Origin of the sequence: Halomonas sp. GT, from assembly GCF_002082565.1 — a bacterium.
Taxonomy (GTDB): Bacteria; Pseudomonadota; Gammaproteobacteria; order Pseudomonadales; family Halomonadaceae; genus Vreelandella.
Genome location: NZ_CP020562.1, coordinates 2468590 through 2486280 on the forward strand (window position 1 = coordinate 2468590; position 17691 = coordinate 2486280).

17 protein-coding genes are annotated in these 17691 nt (G+C 51.9%); 9 read left to right on the forward strand and 8 right to left on the reverse strand.

What is annotated here, in order from left to right; translation table 11 throughout:
- The first annotated feature begins 8 nt into the window (after positions 1–8).
- The 7 genes from lptA to B6A39_RS11620 all read left to right on the forward strand — a co-directional run bounded on the left by lptA (position 9) and on the right by B6A39_RS11620 (position 5022).
- Positions 9–512 (forward strand): lipopolysaccharide transport periplasmic protein LptA, encoded by a 504-nt coding sequence (gene lptA / locus B6A39_RS11590; protein ID WP_083005813.1) that lies wholly within the window; start codon positions 9–11, stop codon positions 510–512.
- Between the two features lie 78 nt (positions 513–590).
- Entirely contained in the window at positions 591–1316 is a 726-nt protein-coding gene (gene lptB, locus B6A39_RS11595; protein WP_083007897.1) for an LPS export ABC transporter ATP-binding protein, read from the forward strand.
- A gap of 105 nt (positions 1317–1421) precedes the next feature.
- Complete coding sequence (locus B6A39_RS11600) at positions 1422–2837, forward strand: RNA polymerase factor sigma-54 (protein ID WP_083005816.1); 1416 nt, start codon at positions 1422–1424, stop codon at positions 2835–2837.
- Between the two features lie 97 nt (positions 2838–2934).
- Positions 2935–3243, forward strand: coding sequence for a ribosome hibernation-promoting factor, HPF/YfiA family (gene hpf / locus B6A39_RS11605; RefSeq protein ID WP_009721972.1), 309 nt, complete (start codon positions 2935–2937; stop codon positions 3241–3243).
- A gap of 4 nt (positions 3244–3247) precedes the next feature.
- Positions 3248–3718 carry a PTS IIA-like nitrogen regulatory protein PtsN gene (gene ptsN / locus B6A39_RS11610; RefSeq protein WP_083005819.1) on the forward strand — a complete coding sequence of 157 codons (471 nt, stop codon included), beginning with the start codon at positions 3248–3250 and terminating at the stop codon, positions 3716–3718.
- Positions 3719–3792: 74 nt separating this feature from the next.
- Complete coding sequence (gene rapZ, locus B6A39_RS11615; RefSeq protein ID WP_083005822.1) at positions 3793–4707, forward strand: RNase adapter RapZ; 915 nt, start codon at positions 3793–3795, stop codon at positions 4705–4707.
- 45 nt (positions 4708–4752) lie between these two features.
- Positions 4753–5022: an HPr family phosphocarrier protein gene (locus B6A39_RS11620; RefSeq protein ID WP_083005825.1), complete on the forward strand. Its 270-nt coding sequence runs from the start codon at positions 4753–4755 to the stop codon at positions 5020–5022.
- Between the two features lie 52 nt (positions 5023–5074).
- Here the strand turns inward: B6A39_RS11620 and pmbA are convergent, their stop codons facing one another.
- Positions 5075–6415, reverse strand: coding sequence for a metalloprotease PmbA (pmbA, locus tag B6A39_RS11625; RefSeq protein ID WP_083005829.1), 1341 nt, complete (start codon positions 6413–6415; stop codon positions 5075–5077).
- 96 nt (positions 6416–6511) lie between these two features.
- On the opposite strand from pmbA, the gene yjgA reads away from it, so the two are divergent.
- Complete coding sequence (gene yjgA / locus B6A39_RS11630; RefSeq protein WP_083005833.1) at positions 6512–7033, forward strand: ribosome biogenesis factor YjgA; 522 nt, start codon at positions 6512–6514, stop codon at positions 7031–7033.
- A gap of 66 nt (positions 7034–7099) precedes the next feature.
- Here yjgA and tldD read toward each other — a convergent pair whose 3' ends face one another.
- From tldD to B6A39_RS11665, 7 genes are read right to left on the reverse strand one after another with little or no spacing between them, the layout of a single operon-like run.
- Entirely contained in the window at positions 7100–8554 is a 1455-nt protein-coding gene (gene tldD, locus B6A39_RS11635; RefSeq protein WP_083005837.1) for a metalloprotease TldD, read from the reverse strand.
- Entirely contained in the window at positions 8554–12420 is a 3867-nt protein-coding gene (locus B6A39_RS11640; RefSeq protein ID WP_083007898.1) for a YhdP family phospholipid transporter, read from the reverse strand. The genes tldD and B6A39_RS11640 overlap by 1 nt, the downstream gene beginning before the upstream one ends.
- Before the next feature lie 38 nt (positions 12421–12458).
- A complete protein-coding gene (gene rng, locus B6A39_RS11645) occupies positions 12459–13922 on the reverse strand; it encodes a ribonuclease G (protein ID WP_083005840.1) in 1464 nt (487 codons plus the stop codon).
- Positions 13923–13981: 59 nt separating this feature from the next.
- Complete coding sequence (locus B6A39_RS11650) at positions 13982–14605, reverse strand: Maf family protein (protein WP_083005843.1); 624 nt, start codon at positions 14603–14605, stop codon at positions 13982–13984.
- A gap of 54 nt (positions 14606–14659) precedes the next feature.
- Positions 14660–15148: a rod shape-determining protein MreD gene (gene mreD, locus B6A39_RS11655; RefSeq protein WP_083005845.1), complete on the reverse strand. Its 489-nt coding sequence runs from the start codon at positions 15146–15148 to the stop codon at positions 14660–14662.
- Entirely contained in the window at positions 15148–16086 is a 939-nt protein-coding gene (gene mreC, locus B6A39_RS11660; protein WP_083005847.1) for a rod shape-determining protein MreC, read from the reverse strand. Before mreC ends, mreD begins: the two co-directional genes overlap by 1 nt.
- A 23-nt stretch (positions 16087–16109) precedes the next feature.
- Positions 16110–17147 carry a rod shape-determining protein gene (locus B6A39_RS11665; RefSeq protein WP_009721960.1) on the reverse strand — a complete coding sequence of 346 codons (1038 nt, stop codon included), beginning with the start codon at positions 17145–17147 and terminating at the stop codon, positions 16110–16112.
- A gap of 229 nt (positions 17148–17376) precedes the next feature.
- Here B6A39_RS11665 and gatC point away from each other — a divergent pair, with 229 nt between their 5' ends.
- Positions 17377–17664, forward strand: a complete 288-nt coding sequence (gatC, locus tag B6A39_RS11670; RefSeq protein WP_083005849.1) for an Asp-tRNA(Asn)/Glu-tRNA(Gln) amidotransferase subunit GatC — start codon at positions 17377–17379, stop codon at positions 17662–17664.
- Positions 17665–17691: the final 27 nt, after the last annotated feature.

Consider the following 17691-nt stretch of genomic DNA (forward strand, 5'->3'; position numbering starts at 1 on the left):
GAGTCGCGATGAACGCTCTTATTCGCACGGCACTCTTCGTCATTGCGCTACCCATTTCAGCGGCAGCGCTACCGGTTATGGCGCAAAGCCAAGCCCCCGTAGAAGTAGAGGCTGACCGTTTAGATCTCGATCAACGAGCAGGCACCGCTGTGTATTCTGGCAACGTCGATATTCGGCAGGGCAATATGCAGCTGCGCGGCGATCGCGTGGAGATTCAACGCAACGATGCTGGCGAACTATCGCGCGCTGTTGCAACCGGTGGACGCGCCTATATACGCAACCAGCTCGAAGACCAAGCAAGCCCAATGGAAGGCTGGGCGAAGCGCATTATTTATCATGTTGCCGAGCGTCGGGTAGAGCTAATTGACCAAGCGGAACTGACTCAGCAAGCAGACCGTTTTGAAGGTGGGCGATTAGAGTATTTTATCGACCAAGGTGTGGTTCAGGCACGTTCCGATGTTAGTGGTGGTGAACCACAACGTATCCGCATGACTCTTCAGCCGGAACAATAGGAGTGCCCAGTGGCGACAAATAACGCAGAGCCTGCACCTCAAACCACAGCCTCAGAACCAGCATCAGAAACAGCGCCGATAAAAACACTTTATGCCCATCACTTAGCCAAAAGCTATAAACGCCGCCGTGTCGTTAAGGATATTAATCTAGAGATATCTCAAGGCAGCGTGGTAGGGCTGCTGGGGCCCAATGGCGCAGGCAAAACGACATCGTTTTATATGATCGTCGGTTTGGTAAAGTCTGACGCTGGAAAGGTTGGCATTGATGAGCTTGATTTAACCCATGCGCCCATGCATGAACGTGCAATGGCAGGCATTGGATACTTGCCTCAGGAAGCTTCTATTTTTCGCAAACTTTCCGTCGCTGACAACATCATGGCCATTCTGGAAACTCGCAAAGAACTCGATCGTAGCGCCCGGGAGCAGCGCCTTGAGTCGCTACTGGAAGATTTCCACATCACACACATTCGTGACAACTTCGGCATGAGTCTTTCGGGCGGAGAGCGTAGACGTGTTGAGATTGCTCGCTCCCTCGCGACAGAGCCTGCCTTTATCCTGCTTGATGAGCCGTTTGCCGGCGTTGATCCAATCTCAGTGGGCGATATTAAAACGATCATTCGAGCCCTCAAAAAACGTCATATCGGCGTGTTAATTACTGACCATAACGTCAGGGAAACACTAGATATTTGCGATATCGCCTACATTGTAGGTGACGGCCATATCATCGCCAGTGGTCCACCTCAGGAAATTCTCAACAACCAGCGGGTTAGAGACGTTTATTTGGGGGCTGATTTCCGCCTGTAAACAGTCACCTGCAGAAAAAATAGTATTGGTGGCATGCTTATTGCACTTGCACCAAGCCATAACTCGCACTAGGGTGGAGCTTTCTGATTAACGAGTGGTTCTCAGATGGTCATGAAAGCTTCTCTTCAATTGCGTATCGGTACACAGCTGACCATGACACCTCAGCTGCAGCAGGCCATTGCCCTGTTACAGCTATCAACGCTGGACCTCCGTCAAGAAATTCAGCAGGCACTTGATGCCAACCCTATGCTTGAGCAGGAAGATGAGTTCGGCGAACAGGCCGTTAGTGAACCCCAGGAAGCTGAATGGTCTGAAAGCATTCCTAACGAACTCTCTACTGACAGCGATTGGTCAGACACTTACCAAGACCTAGGCAGCCATGGTGTCAGCAGCGAAGGGCCTGACTTTGAGCGGCAAGCTGCTGGCCAAAGTTTGCATGGCCACTTACTTTGGCAACTCGCCATGACAGACTTTTCGCCACGCGACCATGCCATTGCTGAAAGCCTTATCGATGCACTGGATGCCAATGGCTACTTAACCCAGCCTCTCAATGACCTTCGCGAAGGACTTAAAGCCCAAGGACATGAAGGCCTTAGCCAACGTGAGGTTGAAACAACCTTGCTTCGTCTTCAACAGTTTGAGCCAACCGGCGTGTTTGCTCGCGACCTGCGGGAATGCTTAATGCTGCAGCTCGCTTCACTACCCGAAGATACACCGCTGCTCATGCCTGCCAAGCGGTTAGTACGTCAATTTCTTGAAGCACTCGGCAAAGATGATGTGCGTCTGCTAAAGCGGCGGTTAAGTCTGGATGATGAGCAGCTTGATGACGTAATTCGCTTGATCCGCAGCCTTGATCCTCGCCCAGGAAGTGCCTTTGGCGACACCGATGACAGCTATGTAACGCCAGATTTAGTCGTACGCCATGACCACGAAGGATGGCACCTGGAGCTAAACCCAGAGGCGTTGCCTCGCTTACGCATTCAACCTGACTACGCAAGCCTCATCAAACGGGCTGACAAGAGCCAGGATAACCAATTTTTAAAAGAGCATCTTCAAGAAGCTCGCTGGCTCATCAAGAGCCTTTCTAGCCGAAATGATACGCTACTGCGGGTGGGCCGAGAAATCATAGCTCGCCAGATAGGCTTTCTGGAACACGGCGAAGAAGCCATGAAACCGCTGATTTTAGCCGATATCGCAGACGCCGTAGAAATGCATGAATCCACTATTTCCAGGGTCACCACCCAGAAATACATTCATACTCCGCGCGGAGTGTTTGAACTCAAATACTTCTTTTCAAGCCAAGTAAGTAACCAGGACGGCGGTGACAGTCACTCCAGCACCGCCATCCGGGCTCGAATCAAAAAACTGGTGCAAGATGAACCGCCCGGGAAACCTCTCTCAGACAGCCGCCTCGTGTCGCTATTGGAAGAGGGTGGCATTAGTGTGGCAAGGCGAACGGTGGCCAAATATCGCGAGTCGATGGGCATACCCTCTTCAAGCGAACGCCGCCGTTTACGCTAATAAAGCAGTGCTAACGAACAAAGTCTGTCTAAGGGCTTTGCAATAGCGCAAAAAGGGTTACAATCGAAGAACAGTCCGATGGATAAGGAGCACGTCAATGCAAGTAAATATCACTGGTCATCACGTAGATCTGACTGACGCCTTGCGTGACTATGTAAATGAGAAGCTGGAACGCGTTGAGCGCCATTATGACAATATCACCACCGTACAAGTGACCTTATCTGTTGAAAAGGAGCGTCAGCAAGCTGCCTGCACCCTGCATGCTGCAGGTGCCGATCTACACGCAGAAGCATTAGACAACGATATGTACGCTGCGATTGATGCACTAGCGGACAAAATTGACCGTCAACTCGTTAAACACAAGGAAAAAGCACAAGCTCGCGCCCAAGGCGCTGGCGTGCGTTAACTCAATGACGTTGGAAACTATTCTTCCCCCGGAGCGCGTGCTGTATGACGTCCCCGGGGGCAGCAAAAAAAGAGTGCTGGAGTTTTTCAGCACCTTTATTGCGCAAAACACGCCAAGCCTAGATAGCCAAGAAGTCTTCAGCCGCCTGATTGGTCGCGAGCGCCTGGGCAGCACTGGAATAGGCAACGGCGTTGCTATTCCTCACGCCCGTAGCCCTCATTGCAGCTCACCTATCGCTGGTTTTTTAAAGTTAGCTGAGCCCGTGGATTTCGATGCTATCGATGGCGATCCCGTCGATCTTGTTTTCGTCCTTTTAGTTCCCGAAGAGGCAGACGACACGCACTTAGCCTTATTAGGGCAAGTAGCGTCTATCATGAACAGCGTTGACACACGTCAGCAGCTTCGTAAAGCGGCTAGCCAGCGTGAGCTATTGGACCTTATAACAGCAAAAATTCGTGAACAATCTGTTACCTAGATGGTCCACCGCTAGACACTGCCTACTAATTTAACGTTAACCTCCATTTTTATTGGCATGCCAAGAGAAACTCTATGCAACTGGTGATCATTAGCGGCCGTTCAGGGTCCGGTAAATCTATCGCCTTACAAGCGTTAGAAGATCTTGGCTATTGTGCCATCGATAATTTGCCCGCCATGCTACTCGGCTCCCTTGTGGATGAGCTTCGTGAGCAAGGCGCACGTCCCCAACTAGCGGTAAGTATCGATGCGCGTAATTTACCAGCTGCGCTAAAGCAGCTGCCAAAAATGCTTGAATCTTTGCGTCAGAAAAGCATTCACTTCCAGGTTATCTATCTAACCACCGATGCCAGAATTCTTCTTGAGCGATACTCAGCTACGCGTCGTCGTCACCCTCTTACGCGTGATAGTGACATGACGCTTGAAGAGGCCATCAATAAAGAAGAAGAAACCCTACTCGACATCCGTGATCTTGCTGACCTAATGATCGACACATCGCGTCTATCGGTTCATGACCTCCGCCGCAGGATAACGGATCAAGTTGCCCAACAGCGTGAAGATAGATTAACGCTGACCCTAGAGTCATTTGGCTATAAACGCGGTGTCCCACTTGATGCCGATCTCGTCTTTGACGTGCGCTGCTTACCAAACCCCTACTGGGACCCTACGCTGCGCCAATACACTGGGCGTGACGCGAACATCATCAACTTTCTGAAGGGATATCCCGTCGTAGAAGAAATGCGCAATGATATCCAGACATGGTTGGAAAAGTGGCTACCCGCTTACCAAAATAGCCAGCGCAGTTATATGACGATTGCTATTGGCTGTACCGGCGGGCAGCACCGCTCTGTCTATATGGTGGAACAACTGGCGCAAATGCTGGTTAAACAAGCGGGAGAGGTTCAACTCCGTCATCGTGAGCTAGGCTTGCAGTACACTCTTAGTGAACAGCAGCCCTCCACATCCTCGCCTTCAACAAACGCACAATAAGCAACGCTTTTTCTTCACGACCCCACTCGGCAAAAAGGAACCAGAGTGCCAGAAAGAACCTTAACACTCACTAATCAGCGCGGCCTTCATGCTCGTGCAGCGACGAAACTCGTCAAGTGTGGCCAACAGTTTTCGGCCAATATTCACGTTTACAAACAACAGCAAATGGCAGATGCGGCCAACATTATGTCGTTATTGATGCTGGCCGCTCCCTGTGGCACTGAACTTAGAATCCATGCGGAAGGCGACGACGCCGAACAAGCACTAGAGGCCATTGAAGCACTGTTCGACGCACGTTTTGATGAAGACCACTAACATCAGTAAAACAGCGTCAGCCAACGTGTTAACTGAACTGTTACCTCCGTTGTTAGTTACCAGCGACGGTCATTGCATCAATTAGCCAGCTACCCGTGTGAATACTGCCACGGGTATCAATGTCATCACCGACAGCTACCAAACCCGCAAACATGCTATTCAAATTACTGGCAATGGTGAACTCCTCAATAGGGTGCTGTATTTCGCCATTTTCAACCCAAAAGCCGGCAGCGCCTCGCGAATAGTCGCCTGTTACGCCGTTAACCCCCTGCCCCATTAGTTCAGTCACCCAAATGCCACGCCCCATCTGCTTCAGCAAGTCATCGCGGGGCGTCAGCGGCGCTAACAAACGTAAATTACGCGCACCGCCAGCATTACCTGTAGATTGCATGCCTAAGCGCCGCGCACTGTAAGCAGACAGCATATAGCTGGCAACGCTACCCTGCTCAATAAAGCGATTGTTGCGAGTCTGAACGCCCTCAGCATCAAACGGCGAGCTAGCCGTCGCTCCGACCTCCATAGGCCGTTCTTCCAGGCCAAACCAGCTCGGGAATAGCGAGCTACCTAAACGATCACATAAGAAAGAGGATTCGCGATAAAGCGCTCCACCTGCCAACGCCCCCATTAAGTGACCTACCAGGCCGCTGGAAAGTGACGGGTCGAATAGCACCGGGAAGGTGCCTGTTGGCGGCCGTTGAGCACCTAACCGACGTAGCGTGCGTGACGCCGCTTCGCGGCCAACCTCCGCAGGGTCTCGAAGCATGGCAGGATTACGAGCCGAAGTATAATCGTAATCGCGCTGCATCCCCTTCTCATCCTGTGCAATCAGCATGCAGGAAAGTGAATGACTACTGCCTTTCTGGGTACCGAGGAAACCGTGGCTGTTAGCGTAAACTCGCACTCCCTCACCGCTAGATAGCGAAGCGCCTTCCGACTGGTGAATCCCCACCACATCACGCCCTGCTTTCTCACACGCCAGCGCCAAATCGATTGCTTCGTCTGTCGTCAACGCCCATGGATAATGTACTTTAAGATCAGGCAGGTCAGTTGCCATTAGCGACGCATCTGCTAACCCTGCGGCAGGATCCTCACCTGTATAACGAGCAATTGCCAGGGCCTTCTCCACCGTGGCTTTAATTGACGCACTGCTGGCATCGGTAGACGAGGCGCTGCCCTTGCGCTGCCCAACATATAGCGTAATGGCAATTCCTTGATCACGTGAAAGTTCGACAGTTTCCACCTCACCAAGACGCACGCTTATCCCAAGGCCTTGATCTACACTAGCGCCGACTTCAGCAGCATCTGCGCCTAATTTTTTTGCTAGCGCAAGTGCTTCTTCAGCGCGTTGCGTTAACAGTACCTGCTGGGCCGCTGCATCAAATGCTTGTGCCATATTGGCCTCCTTTTCGCCTGAATCGCATTGGCGGATCAATGTTGTGGTCGCAGCCTGATATAATGCTGCAAACGAAACTAATTAGTGAGTTCTAGTATGCCTAAGCAACGCCCCGAGCCCTTCGATAATGATGAACAAGAAGAGCGCCCTAGTAAGTCTCAGCTCAAGCGAGAAATGCATGCCCTCCAAGCACTTGGCGAAACGCTTATCGCGATGAAACCTGCCGAGCGCGCAAAATTTCCGCTTTCTGATGACATGTTGCGCGCTATAGAAGAAACCTCGCGCATCCGCTCCCATGAAGGCCGCCGTCGCCATATGCAATATGTGGGCAAGCTTATCCGCAAAGAGGATCTTACTGCCATACAGGGTGTCTTCGACGCTATCGAGCAGGAAAAAGAGCAGCGCGATCATGCCTTTCACCGACTAGAAAAATGGCGCGACCGGTTAGTCGAAGAAGGTGACAGCGCTGTAGATTTATTTATGGCGGAATATCCAAACGCTGACCGTCAGGCAATACGACAACTGGTGCGCAATGCACGCAAAGAGCGTGAGCAAAGTAAACCGCCGACCAGCTCGCGCAAGCTGTTCAAACACTTACGCGATACCCTGGCACTCTAACCCCTGTATGCCTTAATGACTGGGTCATAAAGACTAGGTCATAAAGACCAAGTGATGACAATCAAGTCACGCAGACTGGGTTCCGCCGACCGTCAGCTCATCCAGCTTAAGGGTGGGCTGACCGACGCCTACTGGCACACCCTGTCCCTCTTTGCCGCACACACCTATACCCGTGTCCATTTCCATATCATGGCCAATCATTGAAACACGCCCCATTGCCTCAGGACCGTTGCCAATCAAGGTAGCCCCTTTGACAGGCGCAGTAATTTTGCCATCTTCAAGGAGATAGGCTTCGCTGGCTGAAAAAACGAACTTGCCTGATGTAATATCGACCTGACCACCACCGAAGCTGACCGCATAAATACCGCGCTTAACGCTTTTAATAATGTCAGCAGGCTCATCTTGCCCTGCCAGCATGACAGTATTGGTCATACGCGGCATCGGCAAATGGGCAAAAGATTCACGCCGCGCATTCCCAGTTGGTGCCATATTCATTAACCGTGCATTAAGCTTGTCTTGCATATAGCCCGTCAAAATACCGTCTTCAATCAGCGGCGTGTATTGCCCAGGCGTGCCTTCATCATCCACGCTTAACGAACCACGGCAGTCAGCAACGGTAGCATCATCGACGACCGTCACCCCTTTCGCCGCAACGCGTTTCCCCATACGCCCAGAAAAAGCTGAACTGCCCTTGCGATTAAAATCGCCTTCAAGCCCGTGGCCCACCGCTTCATGAAGCAAAATGCCGGGCCAGCCAGCGCCAAGAACAACAGGCATTTGGCCAGCAGGTGCATCGACTGCCTCTAGGTTAACCAAGGCTTGGCGAACAGCCTCTTTCGCATAACGTTCCGCTACGTTTTCATCCCGCAGCCTAGACATTGAGTAACGGCCACCACCTCCAGCACTGCCACGCTCTCGACGGCCGTTTTTAGCCGCAATGACACTCACGTTAAAACGTACTAATGGGCGAATATCTGCCGCCAAGGTGCCATCACTGGCACGCACTAATACCACTTCATAAGTACCTGACAATGAGGCGCTCACTTGGCTAATGCAGGGGTCAGCCGCGCGTGCTATACGGTCTGCTTCTTTCAACATCGCCACTTTTTCGTCAGCGGTAAGTCCCGCAAGCGGGTCAAGCCCTGCATAACGACCAGCAGCACTAACAGCCACTACCGGCTGCCCGGGTAACTGCTTCCCACTACGTACAATACCAGCTGCCGTGCGGCCAGTATTCATTAGTGCATCTGCGGTAATTTGGTTGGAGTAGGCAAAGCCTGTCTTCTCGCCCGCTAAGGAGCGCACGCCAACACCGCCATCAATGTTATAGCTGGCTTCTTTTACTTCACCATCTTCCAGCACCCAACCCTCTTGCCAAGTACGCTGAAAGTAAAGGTCTGCATAATCAATGCCTCCGCCCATGGCATAAGACAGCCCTGTATCCAGGGCATCTAAATCCAGTCCACTTGGTGTTAACAAAATGGAAATAGCGGTATTTACATCGCTCTTATGTGCAGTCATTAAGGGCCTTCTAGAGTAATCTGCGGCGACGTCCACGGACCTCGCACGCGATAATGAATAGTGGTCGCTTGATCTAACGCGTTACCAAAAAGCTGGTCCGCTATAAAAAGAGCGCCACCCACAATCGGAGCACCTACGGCAATGGCTGCGATAGGCAAGCTTTGGCTAATAGGTAGTGTGACGCCTAGCCGCTGATCAAGTTCACGTTGTATAAGATTGACGCTTCCCGTCAGTGTTAACGTGGTAGATGGCGCTTCAATGGAAAGCGGCCCACGCAGCAGTAATTGACCCGCGGCGACATCTGCCGTGCCATGCACCCTATCAAACGCAGTCCCTTGACCTGTCACGTCCGAAAAATCGAAACGCAAGCGGCGCAATATATTGTCGAAGTTAAGAAGACCAACCAGGCGAGCCGGTGTAGATTCCAGCGTTACAAAGCGCCCATCACGCACATCGGTGCGAATATCCCCTTCCGCCCGACTTAACTCAAATTGCCAAGGGGCACCTGGCCACGTCAGCGCTGCGCTAACATCCGTGGCACGGCTACGCATGGCGACTGGTTGACCTAAGCGCTCTAACGCAGTCCCCACATCACCACCTTGTATCGAAACATCAGCGCGGGTATGGCTATTAATAGCGTTGCCTTCCCACACCAATTCTCCGCGGGCAGAGAGCTGCCCTAATGTCAGGCCGACTGGTGAAAGAGTAAAGCGTTGGTCCTGGCTTTGCCAATAAGCGGTTAACGGACCAAAACGTCCTTCACTAACGCTAATATCAGCTACTCTGAGCCTGCCATCCGGCAACTGGTTAAGCCATTCTGGCATCGCCCTCGGAGTGGCGTGCTGAGTTTCGATGGCATCCATCCACGAGCCTGGCGTTGGAGCACTGCTGTCATGTGCTGCGGCAGGCATATCAAACAGCCGATCCACCTCCAACGACGAGATGGCAATATCAAGCGGCAGCGCGCTATCGGGCTGATAATCCACTCGACCTGATATAAGGTCGCCGCTTAACTGCATCGCCAAGCGTTTTCCTTCAATATTGCCTGTCGCTTCTAACCGACCAAAACACGCATCACGGAAATGCACGCAAGGCGTACCAAGCATCACTGATATTGGCGCATCCCCACTACCGCCATTCGATGAAGACGGCGCCTGCATCAACGGTGACAGCGCTTCCTGCCAGTCATCAATAGGCAACTCATCAACCTGCGCGACAACGCTCCAACCTAGCTGCGTCGGCCAGTTATCAGGTGCGGCAGCACTGCCCAAAGCAATCACCCCAGCCAGGCCGTTATGACCAAGCTGTACGCGAGCATTGACGATGTCGGCTAACTGCGTTGTTAAGCGGCCACTATCAAAGTCCGCACTTAACCGCCATGGCCATGGCTGCTCAGCCAACTTACTAAAAGGCGGCGGCAATCTGCTTGTAATACCAAGCAAACGGCTTTCAAGGACGATCGAAGGTGATGGCTGCAGGTTGACCTGCCCACGCCACTGAGCACGCCCCTCAAACAATTGGCGAGCTTGCTCAGCGGGAATATTGACCAGCTGAAATAAGGTGGCGACATCAATGTTCCCACGCAGAGCAATACCGTCGTCCGGAACATCGATTTCTGCCTCTATAGAATTACCTGACAACTGACCTGACACATGCCCGAGCAAAGCACTTTTTTTATTGTGCTGCTGCCACGTCATCTCCCCCTGAAGGTCTTCTAGCGGAATGTCGATAGGCTGAAAAGCAAGCGTTGTAAAATTCGGTCGAGCATTAATTTCTAGCGCCAATGAGTCTGGCGCATTCAGCGGTAACGATAAAGCAATATCACCCTCAACACTGCCCTCTGCACGGACCTCATTAAGCAGAGGCATATCTATCTCAGGCATCGCCTGGAGAAATGCCAAAAGTGAATTACCATCACTGCTGACACTTCCCGACAAATTAAGCGTCTCATCAGCCATCTTTAGCATCCCGTCAGAGACGTCAATGCCCAGACTTTCAGCGTGCTGAATAGTCGCCTCCAGCACCTGATCTTTCCAAACCAATCTGCCCTCAATCTCCTCAAGCATGGGCCACTCAGGCGCGATAGGTAATCGTCCTTGCGTGACAGAGAGGGCCAACGTGGAAGAAATGTCTTCAGCAAACTGGCTTTCTGAATCAGCCTCTTCCCCGGTAAAGGGAAAGCTAAGCTTTAGCGAGCCATGGGGAACAACACCACCTACGTCAGTTAATAGCCACTCACGAAGCTCAGGCTCAAGGGCTTTAACAGGCAACCACTGAGAAAGTGGATAATTAAGTGCATCAACATTTGCAAACGCAATATCAAGCCCAAACTGGCCGCCTTGCTCACTCGCAATAAGACCAAAACCTCCACTTACCTTGGCACCATCCCAATCTAAGCGTAAATCTCTGCCACTGATCATGGTGCTTGGGCCGTCATAAACCCACTCCACCACGCCCTCTGCATGGCTCAACAGCATGGGTGACTCAAACAGTTCAGGAAAATTCAGCGAACTGCTACCGGCACTGTTAAACGTTACCCTGCCACGGAAGTCTCTTGCCTGCACCCAGGCATCTAACGGCCCCCCTCCTGGCGCTTGCTCCCAAGGCAGCACCGCCACATTGGTTAACGCCGCATCAACCCCCCAATGCCCCTCATGCTGACCTAAACGCAAACCCTGAACCTGGCCGCGGGGTGACAATGTCTGCAACACTCGAGTAAGCGATTCAGGCAGTAAAATATAGTCACGCCAAGCCGCCAAGGAAGCCAGTTCAAAGGCGCTGGTGCGTACTTCCCAACGATCAGGCTGATGAGACAAGTACCAATGCCGCGGCAACGCAGGGCCACCACTTCCGCCTTCAGGTCGTGCCCACTCGACATTTTCAGCATTACCACTAAGCCAGGCTTCGCCGCCATCACCGTCTCGTTGCCAAAGGGCATTGGCCTGAATATTTTGAAGTACAGCGTATTGAATCTCGTGACGCAGGGTCAGCTGTGGTACATCGACAACCAAGCGAGCTTCATCTAAGCGCCCTCTATGCCAACGTCCCCACAACGTAACCTCACCTCCCGCTTGCTCTAGGGATGGCATCCGATCGGAGCGTAAAACAGCGGCCAATGCCACTAAGTGATCCAGCTGCATGTCCAGTTGAAGCGCCGCTGAAAAATCACGGAAACCCTGTTTTCCAGGCTGCATTTCCACGTTCATCGCAATGGCCGGCAACGTTTCTTGGGCTTCTTGAGTCTCCATTTCTTGAGACCCAACTCTCTGCGAACCTTCGCTTTGAGATTCTAAAATTTTGACGGCACCTTCCAGGCGCGTCCGCCGCTCATCGCCATTGAGCAATAAGGTAGGCGCGTGCAAGGTGACGGCTTGCTGACTTCCATGCAGCACCAAGCGAGTATTATCTACCCACAATCGCTGGCGAAGAATCAGGCCAGCCCAGGCGTCCAACGCCTCTAAATCAACAGTCGGCTCCTGGGACATAACAATCGGCAGCTCTGCTGGTGCCGGCCAGCCCCAAGCAGCATCTTCCTGTTGGTATAAATGAAACTCAAGGCCTGTGATACGCGCGTCATTAAACACGGGCGCAATACTTTTCAACGTCGCCCAACCATCGAGCCGTAAATGTGCACTTTCAAGGGATATTAATTGCTGTCCATTAGGTGCCGCTGAATGCACGCCATCCAATTGCAAAACTAGGTCGTTACGAGCCAATGATAGCGATAGGTGCTCTATAATAACGGGCACTCCCACACGGGCCTCTAATAACGCTTCTATTTTCGGGGTTAACAGACTGGATTGACTAATTAATAAGCGGGCCAATAACAGGAAGACAGCAAGGCTTCCTAGTAGCGAGGCGATCACTACCAGGCACCATCGAGATAACGAACGTAGCGCTAACATTACATTAGTACGATGTCGTACTGTTCTTGGGAGTAGTGCTGCTCTACTTGAAAACGAATGGTTTTATTAATAAACGTTTCAAGGTCAGCCACCGCAGCAGACTCTTCGTCCAACAGCCTGTCAACCACCGGCTGAGAAGCAAGCACCATATACGTTTCTGCACTGTAGGCACGCTCTTCGCGTAATATCTCGCGAAATATCTCGTAACAAACAGTTTCAGGCGTTTTCAACGTCCCTCGCCCACTGCATGTTGGGCAAGCTTCGCACAATGTTTGCTCTAGGCTTTCCCGAGTGCGCTTACGGGTCAACTGCACCAAACCGAGCTCAGTCACCCCGGTACATTTCGTCTTTGCATGATCACGCTCTAGCGCTTTCTCAAGCACACGTAACACCTGGCGCTGATGCTCTACATCCGCCATATCGATAAAATCGATAATAATGATGCCACCAAGATTACGGAGCCTTAGCTGACGTGCAATCGCGGTCGCCGCTTCCAGGTTCGTTTTAAAAATCGTTTCTTCAAGATTACGATGACCGACATAACCACCCGTATTCACATCAATCGTGGTCATCGCTTCAGTCGGGTCGATAACCAGATAGCCACCGGACTTCAACTGAACCTTACGTCCCAGTGCTTTTTGAATTTCATCTTCAACACTATACAGATCAAAGATGGGGCGCTCGCCAGGATAATACTCGATACGGTCTACCGCATCTGGCATAAACTCTTCAGCGAACTCGACCAGCTTGACAAAGTTCTCGCGAGAGTCGATACGCACTTTTTCAATATCATCGCGCATGACATCCCGCAACGTACGCATAAACAACGGGAGATCGTCGTAGATCACACTGGGTGATGCAGCCGTTATTTTACGCTCACTTACTTTTCGCCAAATACGCAGCAGGAAGTACATGTCACCTGCCAGCTCTTCATCGCCGACGCCCTCTGCCGCCGTGCGCACGATAAAGCCGCCGGTTACTTCGATAGTCTGCTCATCAATTCCTTTATCTAGCAGCGCCTTCAATCGCTCCCGCTCTCGCTCATCTTCAATGCGCTGAGACACACCATGATGGGGAGAGTCCGGCATATAGACGAGATAACGCGAAGGAATCGAGAGATGGGTAGTGAGCCTGGCACCCTTGGTGCCAATGGGATCTTTGGTAACTTGAACGACAAGCGCCTGACCTTCATGTAACAGCTGACCAATAGTCTGCTGCTCATCATTAGGGGTGCCAGGGGGCATTACCTCATGGGCATGAATAAACGCTGCACGCTCAAGGCCAATATCAACAAAAGCAGCCTGCATACCAGGCAGTACACGCACTACTTTGCCTTTGTAGATATTACCTACAATTCCCCGCCTACGTGAGCGTTCAATGAGTGCCTCTTGTAAGACACCATTTTCCACCAGCGCAACGCGGGTCTCCATTGGCGTTAAATTGATGAGGACTTCACCGCTCATGCAAAATTCCTTATTGAGTCACAGTATCCTTGCCAACACAGCAGGCGGCGAAATGGCGGTTATCTTTGCTGATAGTAGCCCGACCAGATTGGCACCCCTTGCTGGCACAACAAACGTGTTGTTTCATATAGTGGCAGCCCTACAACTGCTGAATGGCTGCCCTTTATTTCTTCAACAAACACAGCGGCTAAACCTTGGATGGCATAGCCTCCAGCTTTGTCGACTGGCTCGCCGGTTTGCCAATAGTCAGCAATTTCCTGTTGACTGATTACGCGCATTTTGACGACCGTGGTTACACAACAAGAGAGTACACCCTTGGGGCCAGCCACAGCGACCGCTGTTAATACATTATGATGACGCCCCGACAACTTCTTAAGCATAACGGCTGCATCATGTTCATCAATTGGCTTACCTAGTATTTGCTCATCAATCACCACGGCTGTATCTGAACCCAATACAGGAAGGGTGGTTTTTGAAACAGCTGCTTGCGCTTTAGCACTAGCCAAACGCTCCACATAAGCTTGGGCAGACTCCCCCTCAAGGGGCGTTTCATCTACGTCACTTGGCATGACCTCGACCGTCACGCCTATCGAAGCTAACAGCGCCTTGCGTCTGGGCGATGCCGAAGCAAGGCATAACACAGGCGACGATATGGTGGCTGCGGCAGAAAGTGAACCATCCATTAAAGCAACTCCAGCAGCTTATTAAACTTCAATGCCCTCATGGACTATAAACCATTACACGCTTGCTAAACGTCGTTCGAGTGCTTTTAGCATGGTAGACCACCACGGCCACAGAATGGCGCTGATCAGTGACGGAATCAGAAAAGACAAATGGATAGAAAAATCCCCCGTCAGTGTGCGTAACCACTGCTCAATCAGCTGCACCAAGCCTAATAAGACCAGCACAAGAACAGATTGCTGCACTAGAGAATAAGCACGAAAGCGGGGGTAAACCAAAGCACATAGGAAAGCCAACAGCGATAATATTAACGCATGCTGACCGAGTGCAGTCCCTTCGATTAAATCCATAAGAATGCCAATAACAAACCCATGGAAAACGCCAACTCTATCAGGCGTTCGCATGCACCAGTAAATCAGCATTAGCCCTATCCACTCAGGACGATATACTTGCCACCCTTCTGCTAAAGGCATGACCTGTAAGCACAATGCAAATACAAGCGTAAACCATACGAAGATAAGCGACACTACAGGCGTCTTAGCCATTACTGCACCTCCCGTGCCGCATCCTGCTGCAAACCAATACGTTGAGCAGCGTGCAGTGCAGCGGCTGAAATCTCCATATCTTCACCCCAAACAGTATCCTCTATTTCTTCGCGGGGCGGCGGGAACAGCAATAGGAAGTGACGTGAACGCTGCAACTGAGCAGTTGGCTCTGCAGTTACTTGAGCAAAAGGCTGGCCTGGGTCGTGATAAACGTCAGTCACCCTAGCGACAGGATGACCGGGTGGGAAGCGGCCTGCCAACCCCGACGTAGTTAGCAGATCACCTTCGCGTATATCTGCCGTATCCGGCACATGCAAAACATTTACACTTCCGTAACGACCGGCACCCTGTACGATAAATCGCAGGCCATTACGGTTCACCTGAACGGGTAACGCATGGCTCGCATCAGCCAGTAACAAAACGCGGCTTGAGTACGCCGATACAGCGGTCACCTGCCCTACTAAACCAAAAGCATCAATCACCGGCTGACCAACATAGGCTCCATTTCGATGCCCTCGATCAACTACCATCTGATGACTAAAAGGGTCATTATCTAGCGACAGTAGCTCAGCGGTTATGTAAGGAATATCTCTACGTTGAGCTGCTTTCAGAAGATCACGTAATTCGGCGTTCTCCGCGGTCAAATTAGCCAACCGCTGCCCACGATGTGAAAGCGTCAAAATTTGCTCACGCAGGCGTCGATTCTCATCGACAAGCGCCTGCTGATCTGAAAGCGCAAGCGCACCCCAGTTAAGCAGATCGCTAGGCACGCTAACGACCCACTGAATTGGGGCAACAATCATCGTCATTTGGGCGCGCACATCTTCCATGCGGGTAAATCGCTGATCGGCAAACATTAAAATGCTTGCTAATAGCACACAGAAGAATAGCCGATACCCCGGCAATGACTCGTGCGAAAATAGCGGTTTAATAGGCAATCCCCCGCGATAAACCGCTACGATCAGTCGCTCGACAGCAACTCGAAGGTATGCTGATCAATCATTTCCAGCGCCTTGCCGCCACCTCGGGCCACACAAGTGAGCGGATCTTCAGCCACAATTACCGGCAGGCCTGTCTCTTCAGCGATCAATTTATCGAGATCGCGCAACAGCGCGCCGCCACCGGTCAGCACCAAACCACGCTCAGCGATATCGGAAGCCAACTCAGGTGGTGATTGCTCAAGAGCACTCTTGACCGCTGCCACAATAGATCCCAACGTTTCTTGAAGCGCTTCGAGAATCTCATGGGAGTTCAGTGTGAAACTACGCGGTATACCTTCCGCTAGGTTACGACCACGCACGTCAATTTCGCGCAGTTCGCCACCTGGATAGGCACAGCCAATCTCTTCTTTGATTCGCTCGGCGGTAGCCTCACCAATCAAGCTGCCATAGTGACGACGCACATATGCAGTGATGGCCTCATCAAAACGGTCACCGCCGACACGGATAGACTCTGAATAGACCACGCCGTTTAGCGAAATAATGGCAATTTCGGTAGTACCACCACCAATATCAACCACCATTGAACCCTGCGCTTCTTCAACCGGAAGCCCGGCACCAATTGCGGCGGCCATCGGCTCTTCGATCAAAAACACTTCACGTGCGCCAGCACCTTCTGCTGACTCGCGAATCGCGCGCCGTTCAACCTGCGTTGACATGCAGGGAACGCACACCAAGACACGAGGACTGGGCGTTAAGAAGGTGCTTTGATGCACTTTACGAATAAAGTGTTGAAGCATCTGCTCAGTCACGGTGAAATCGGCAATAACACCATCTTTCATCGGGCGGATGGCGGTAATATTGCCTGGCGTGCGACCGAGCATACGTTTAGCGTCGGTACCAACCGACGCCACGCTGCGCATGTTGCCAGACTGGCGGATAGCGACTACGGACGGTTCATCGAGCACGATGCCACGACCGCGTACATAAATCAGTGTGTTGGCCGTACCCAAGTCGATCGACAGATCGCTGGAAAACAGCCCCCTCAAACGTTTGAACATGGATGTTGTTACCTAGTGCAGACCGGGAACCCTGTGCGGATGCAAACGGTATCACCGCTACCCCTTGGCAGCAAGCACGAGTCGTGCCTAATACTGCCCGTTAGGGTCAATATGTGGTACCTTTTGCGGCTATTTTCTACGTCTGCTACACAAGACGAATTTAAGATGACCGTATGTATACCGCTGAACGCGGAATATGTTCCATTACGTTTGCGAGGAAAATTCGATCATGGCGCTTGAAGAATCTCATGTGCGCCGGGCCGCACACTTGGCCCGACTCGCCGTTAGCGATGACCAAGCCAGTGGTTTTGTCGACGATCTAAGCCGCATTCTGGACATGGTCGACCAGCTACAAAGCCTGGACACCGATGGCGTTGCGCCGCTTGCGCACCCGCTGGATGCCACGCAACGGCTGCGAGCCGACGAAGTCACGGAAACTAATCAGCGCGACGCTTTCCAGCGCTGTGCTCCGGCAGTAGAAAATGGCCTATATCTCGTCCCCCGCGTGGTGGAGTAGTCATATTACCACGCAAAGGCCGCTATT

What these genes read in the sequence shown, in the direction of transcription:
- gatC (WP_083005849.1), top strand. Translation starts at nt 17,377, where the DNA reads ATGGCGCTTGAAGAATCTCATGTGCGCCGGGCCGCACACTTGGCCCGA.
- B6A39_RS11665 (WP_009721960.1), bottom strand. Translation starts at nt 17,147, where the DNA reads ATGTTCAAACGTTTGAGGGGGCTGTTTTCCAGCGATCTGTCGATCGAC.
- B6A39_RS11650 (WP_083005843.1), bottom strand. Translation starts at nt 14,605, where the DNA reads ATGGATGGTTCACTTTCTGCCGCAGCCACCATATCGTCGCCTGTGTTA.
- ptsN (WP_083005819.1), top strand. Translation starts at nt 3,248, where the DNA reads ATGACGTTGGAAACTATTCTTCCCCCGGAGCGCGTGCTGTATGACGTC.
- mreD (WP_083005845.1), bottom strand. Translation starts at nt 15,148, where the DNA reads ATGGCTAAGACGCCTGTAGTGTCGCTTATCTTCGTATGGTTTACGCTT.
- hpf (WP_009721972.1), top strand. Translation starts at nt 2,935, where the DNA reads ATGCAAGTAAATATCACTGGTCATCACGTAGATCTGACTGACGCCTTG.
- lptA (WP_083005813.1), top strand. Translation starts at nt 9, where the DNA reads ATGAACGCTCTTATTCGCACGGCACTCTTCGTCATTGCGCTACCCATT.
- pmbA (WP_083005829.1), bottom strand. Translation starts at nt 6,415, where the DNA reads ATGGCACAAGCATTTGATGCAGCGGCCCAGCAGGTACTGTTAACGCAA.
- yjgA (WP_083005833.1), top strand. Translation starts at nt 6,512, where the DNA reads ATGCCTAAGCAACGCCCCGAGCCCTTCGATAATGATGAACAAGAAGAG.
- rapZ (WP_083005822.1), top strand. Translation starts at nt 3,793, where the DNA reads ATGCAACTGGTGATCATTAGCGGCCGTTCAGGGTCCGGTAAATCTATC.
- B6A39_RS11600 (WP_083005816.1), top strand. Translation starts at nt 1,422, where the DNA reads ATGGTCATGAAAGCTTCTCTTCAATTGCGTATCGGTACACAGCTGACC.
- tldD (WP_083005837.1), bottom strand. Translation starts at nt 8,554, where the DNA reads ATGACTGCACATAAGAGCGATGTAAATACCGCTATTTCCATTTTGTTA.
- rng (WP_083005840.1), bottom strand. Translation starts at nt 13,922, where the DNA reads ATGAGCGGTGAAGTCCTCATCAATTTAACGCCAATGGAGACCCGCGTT.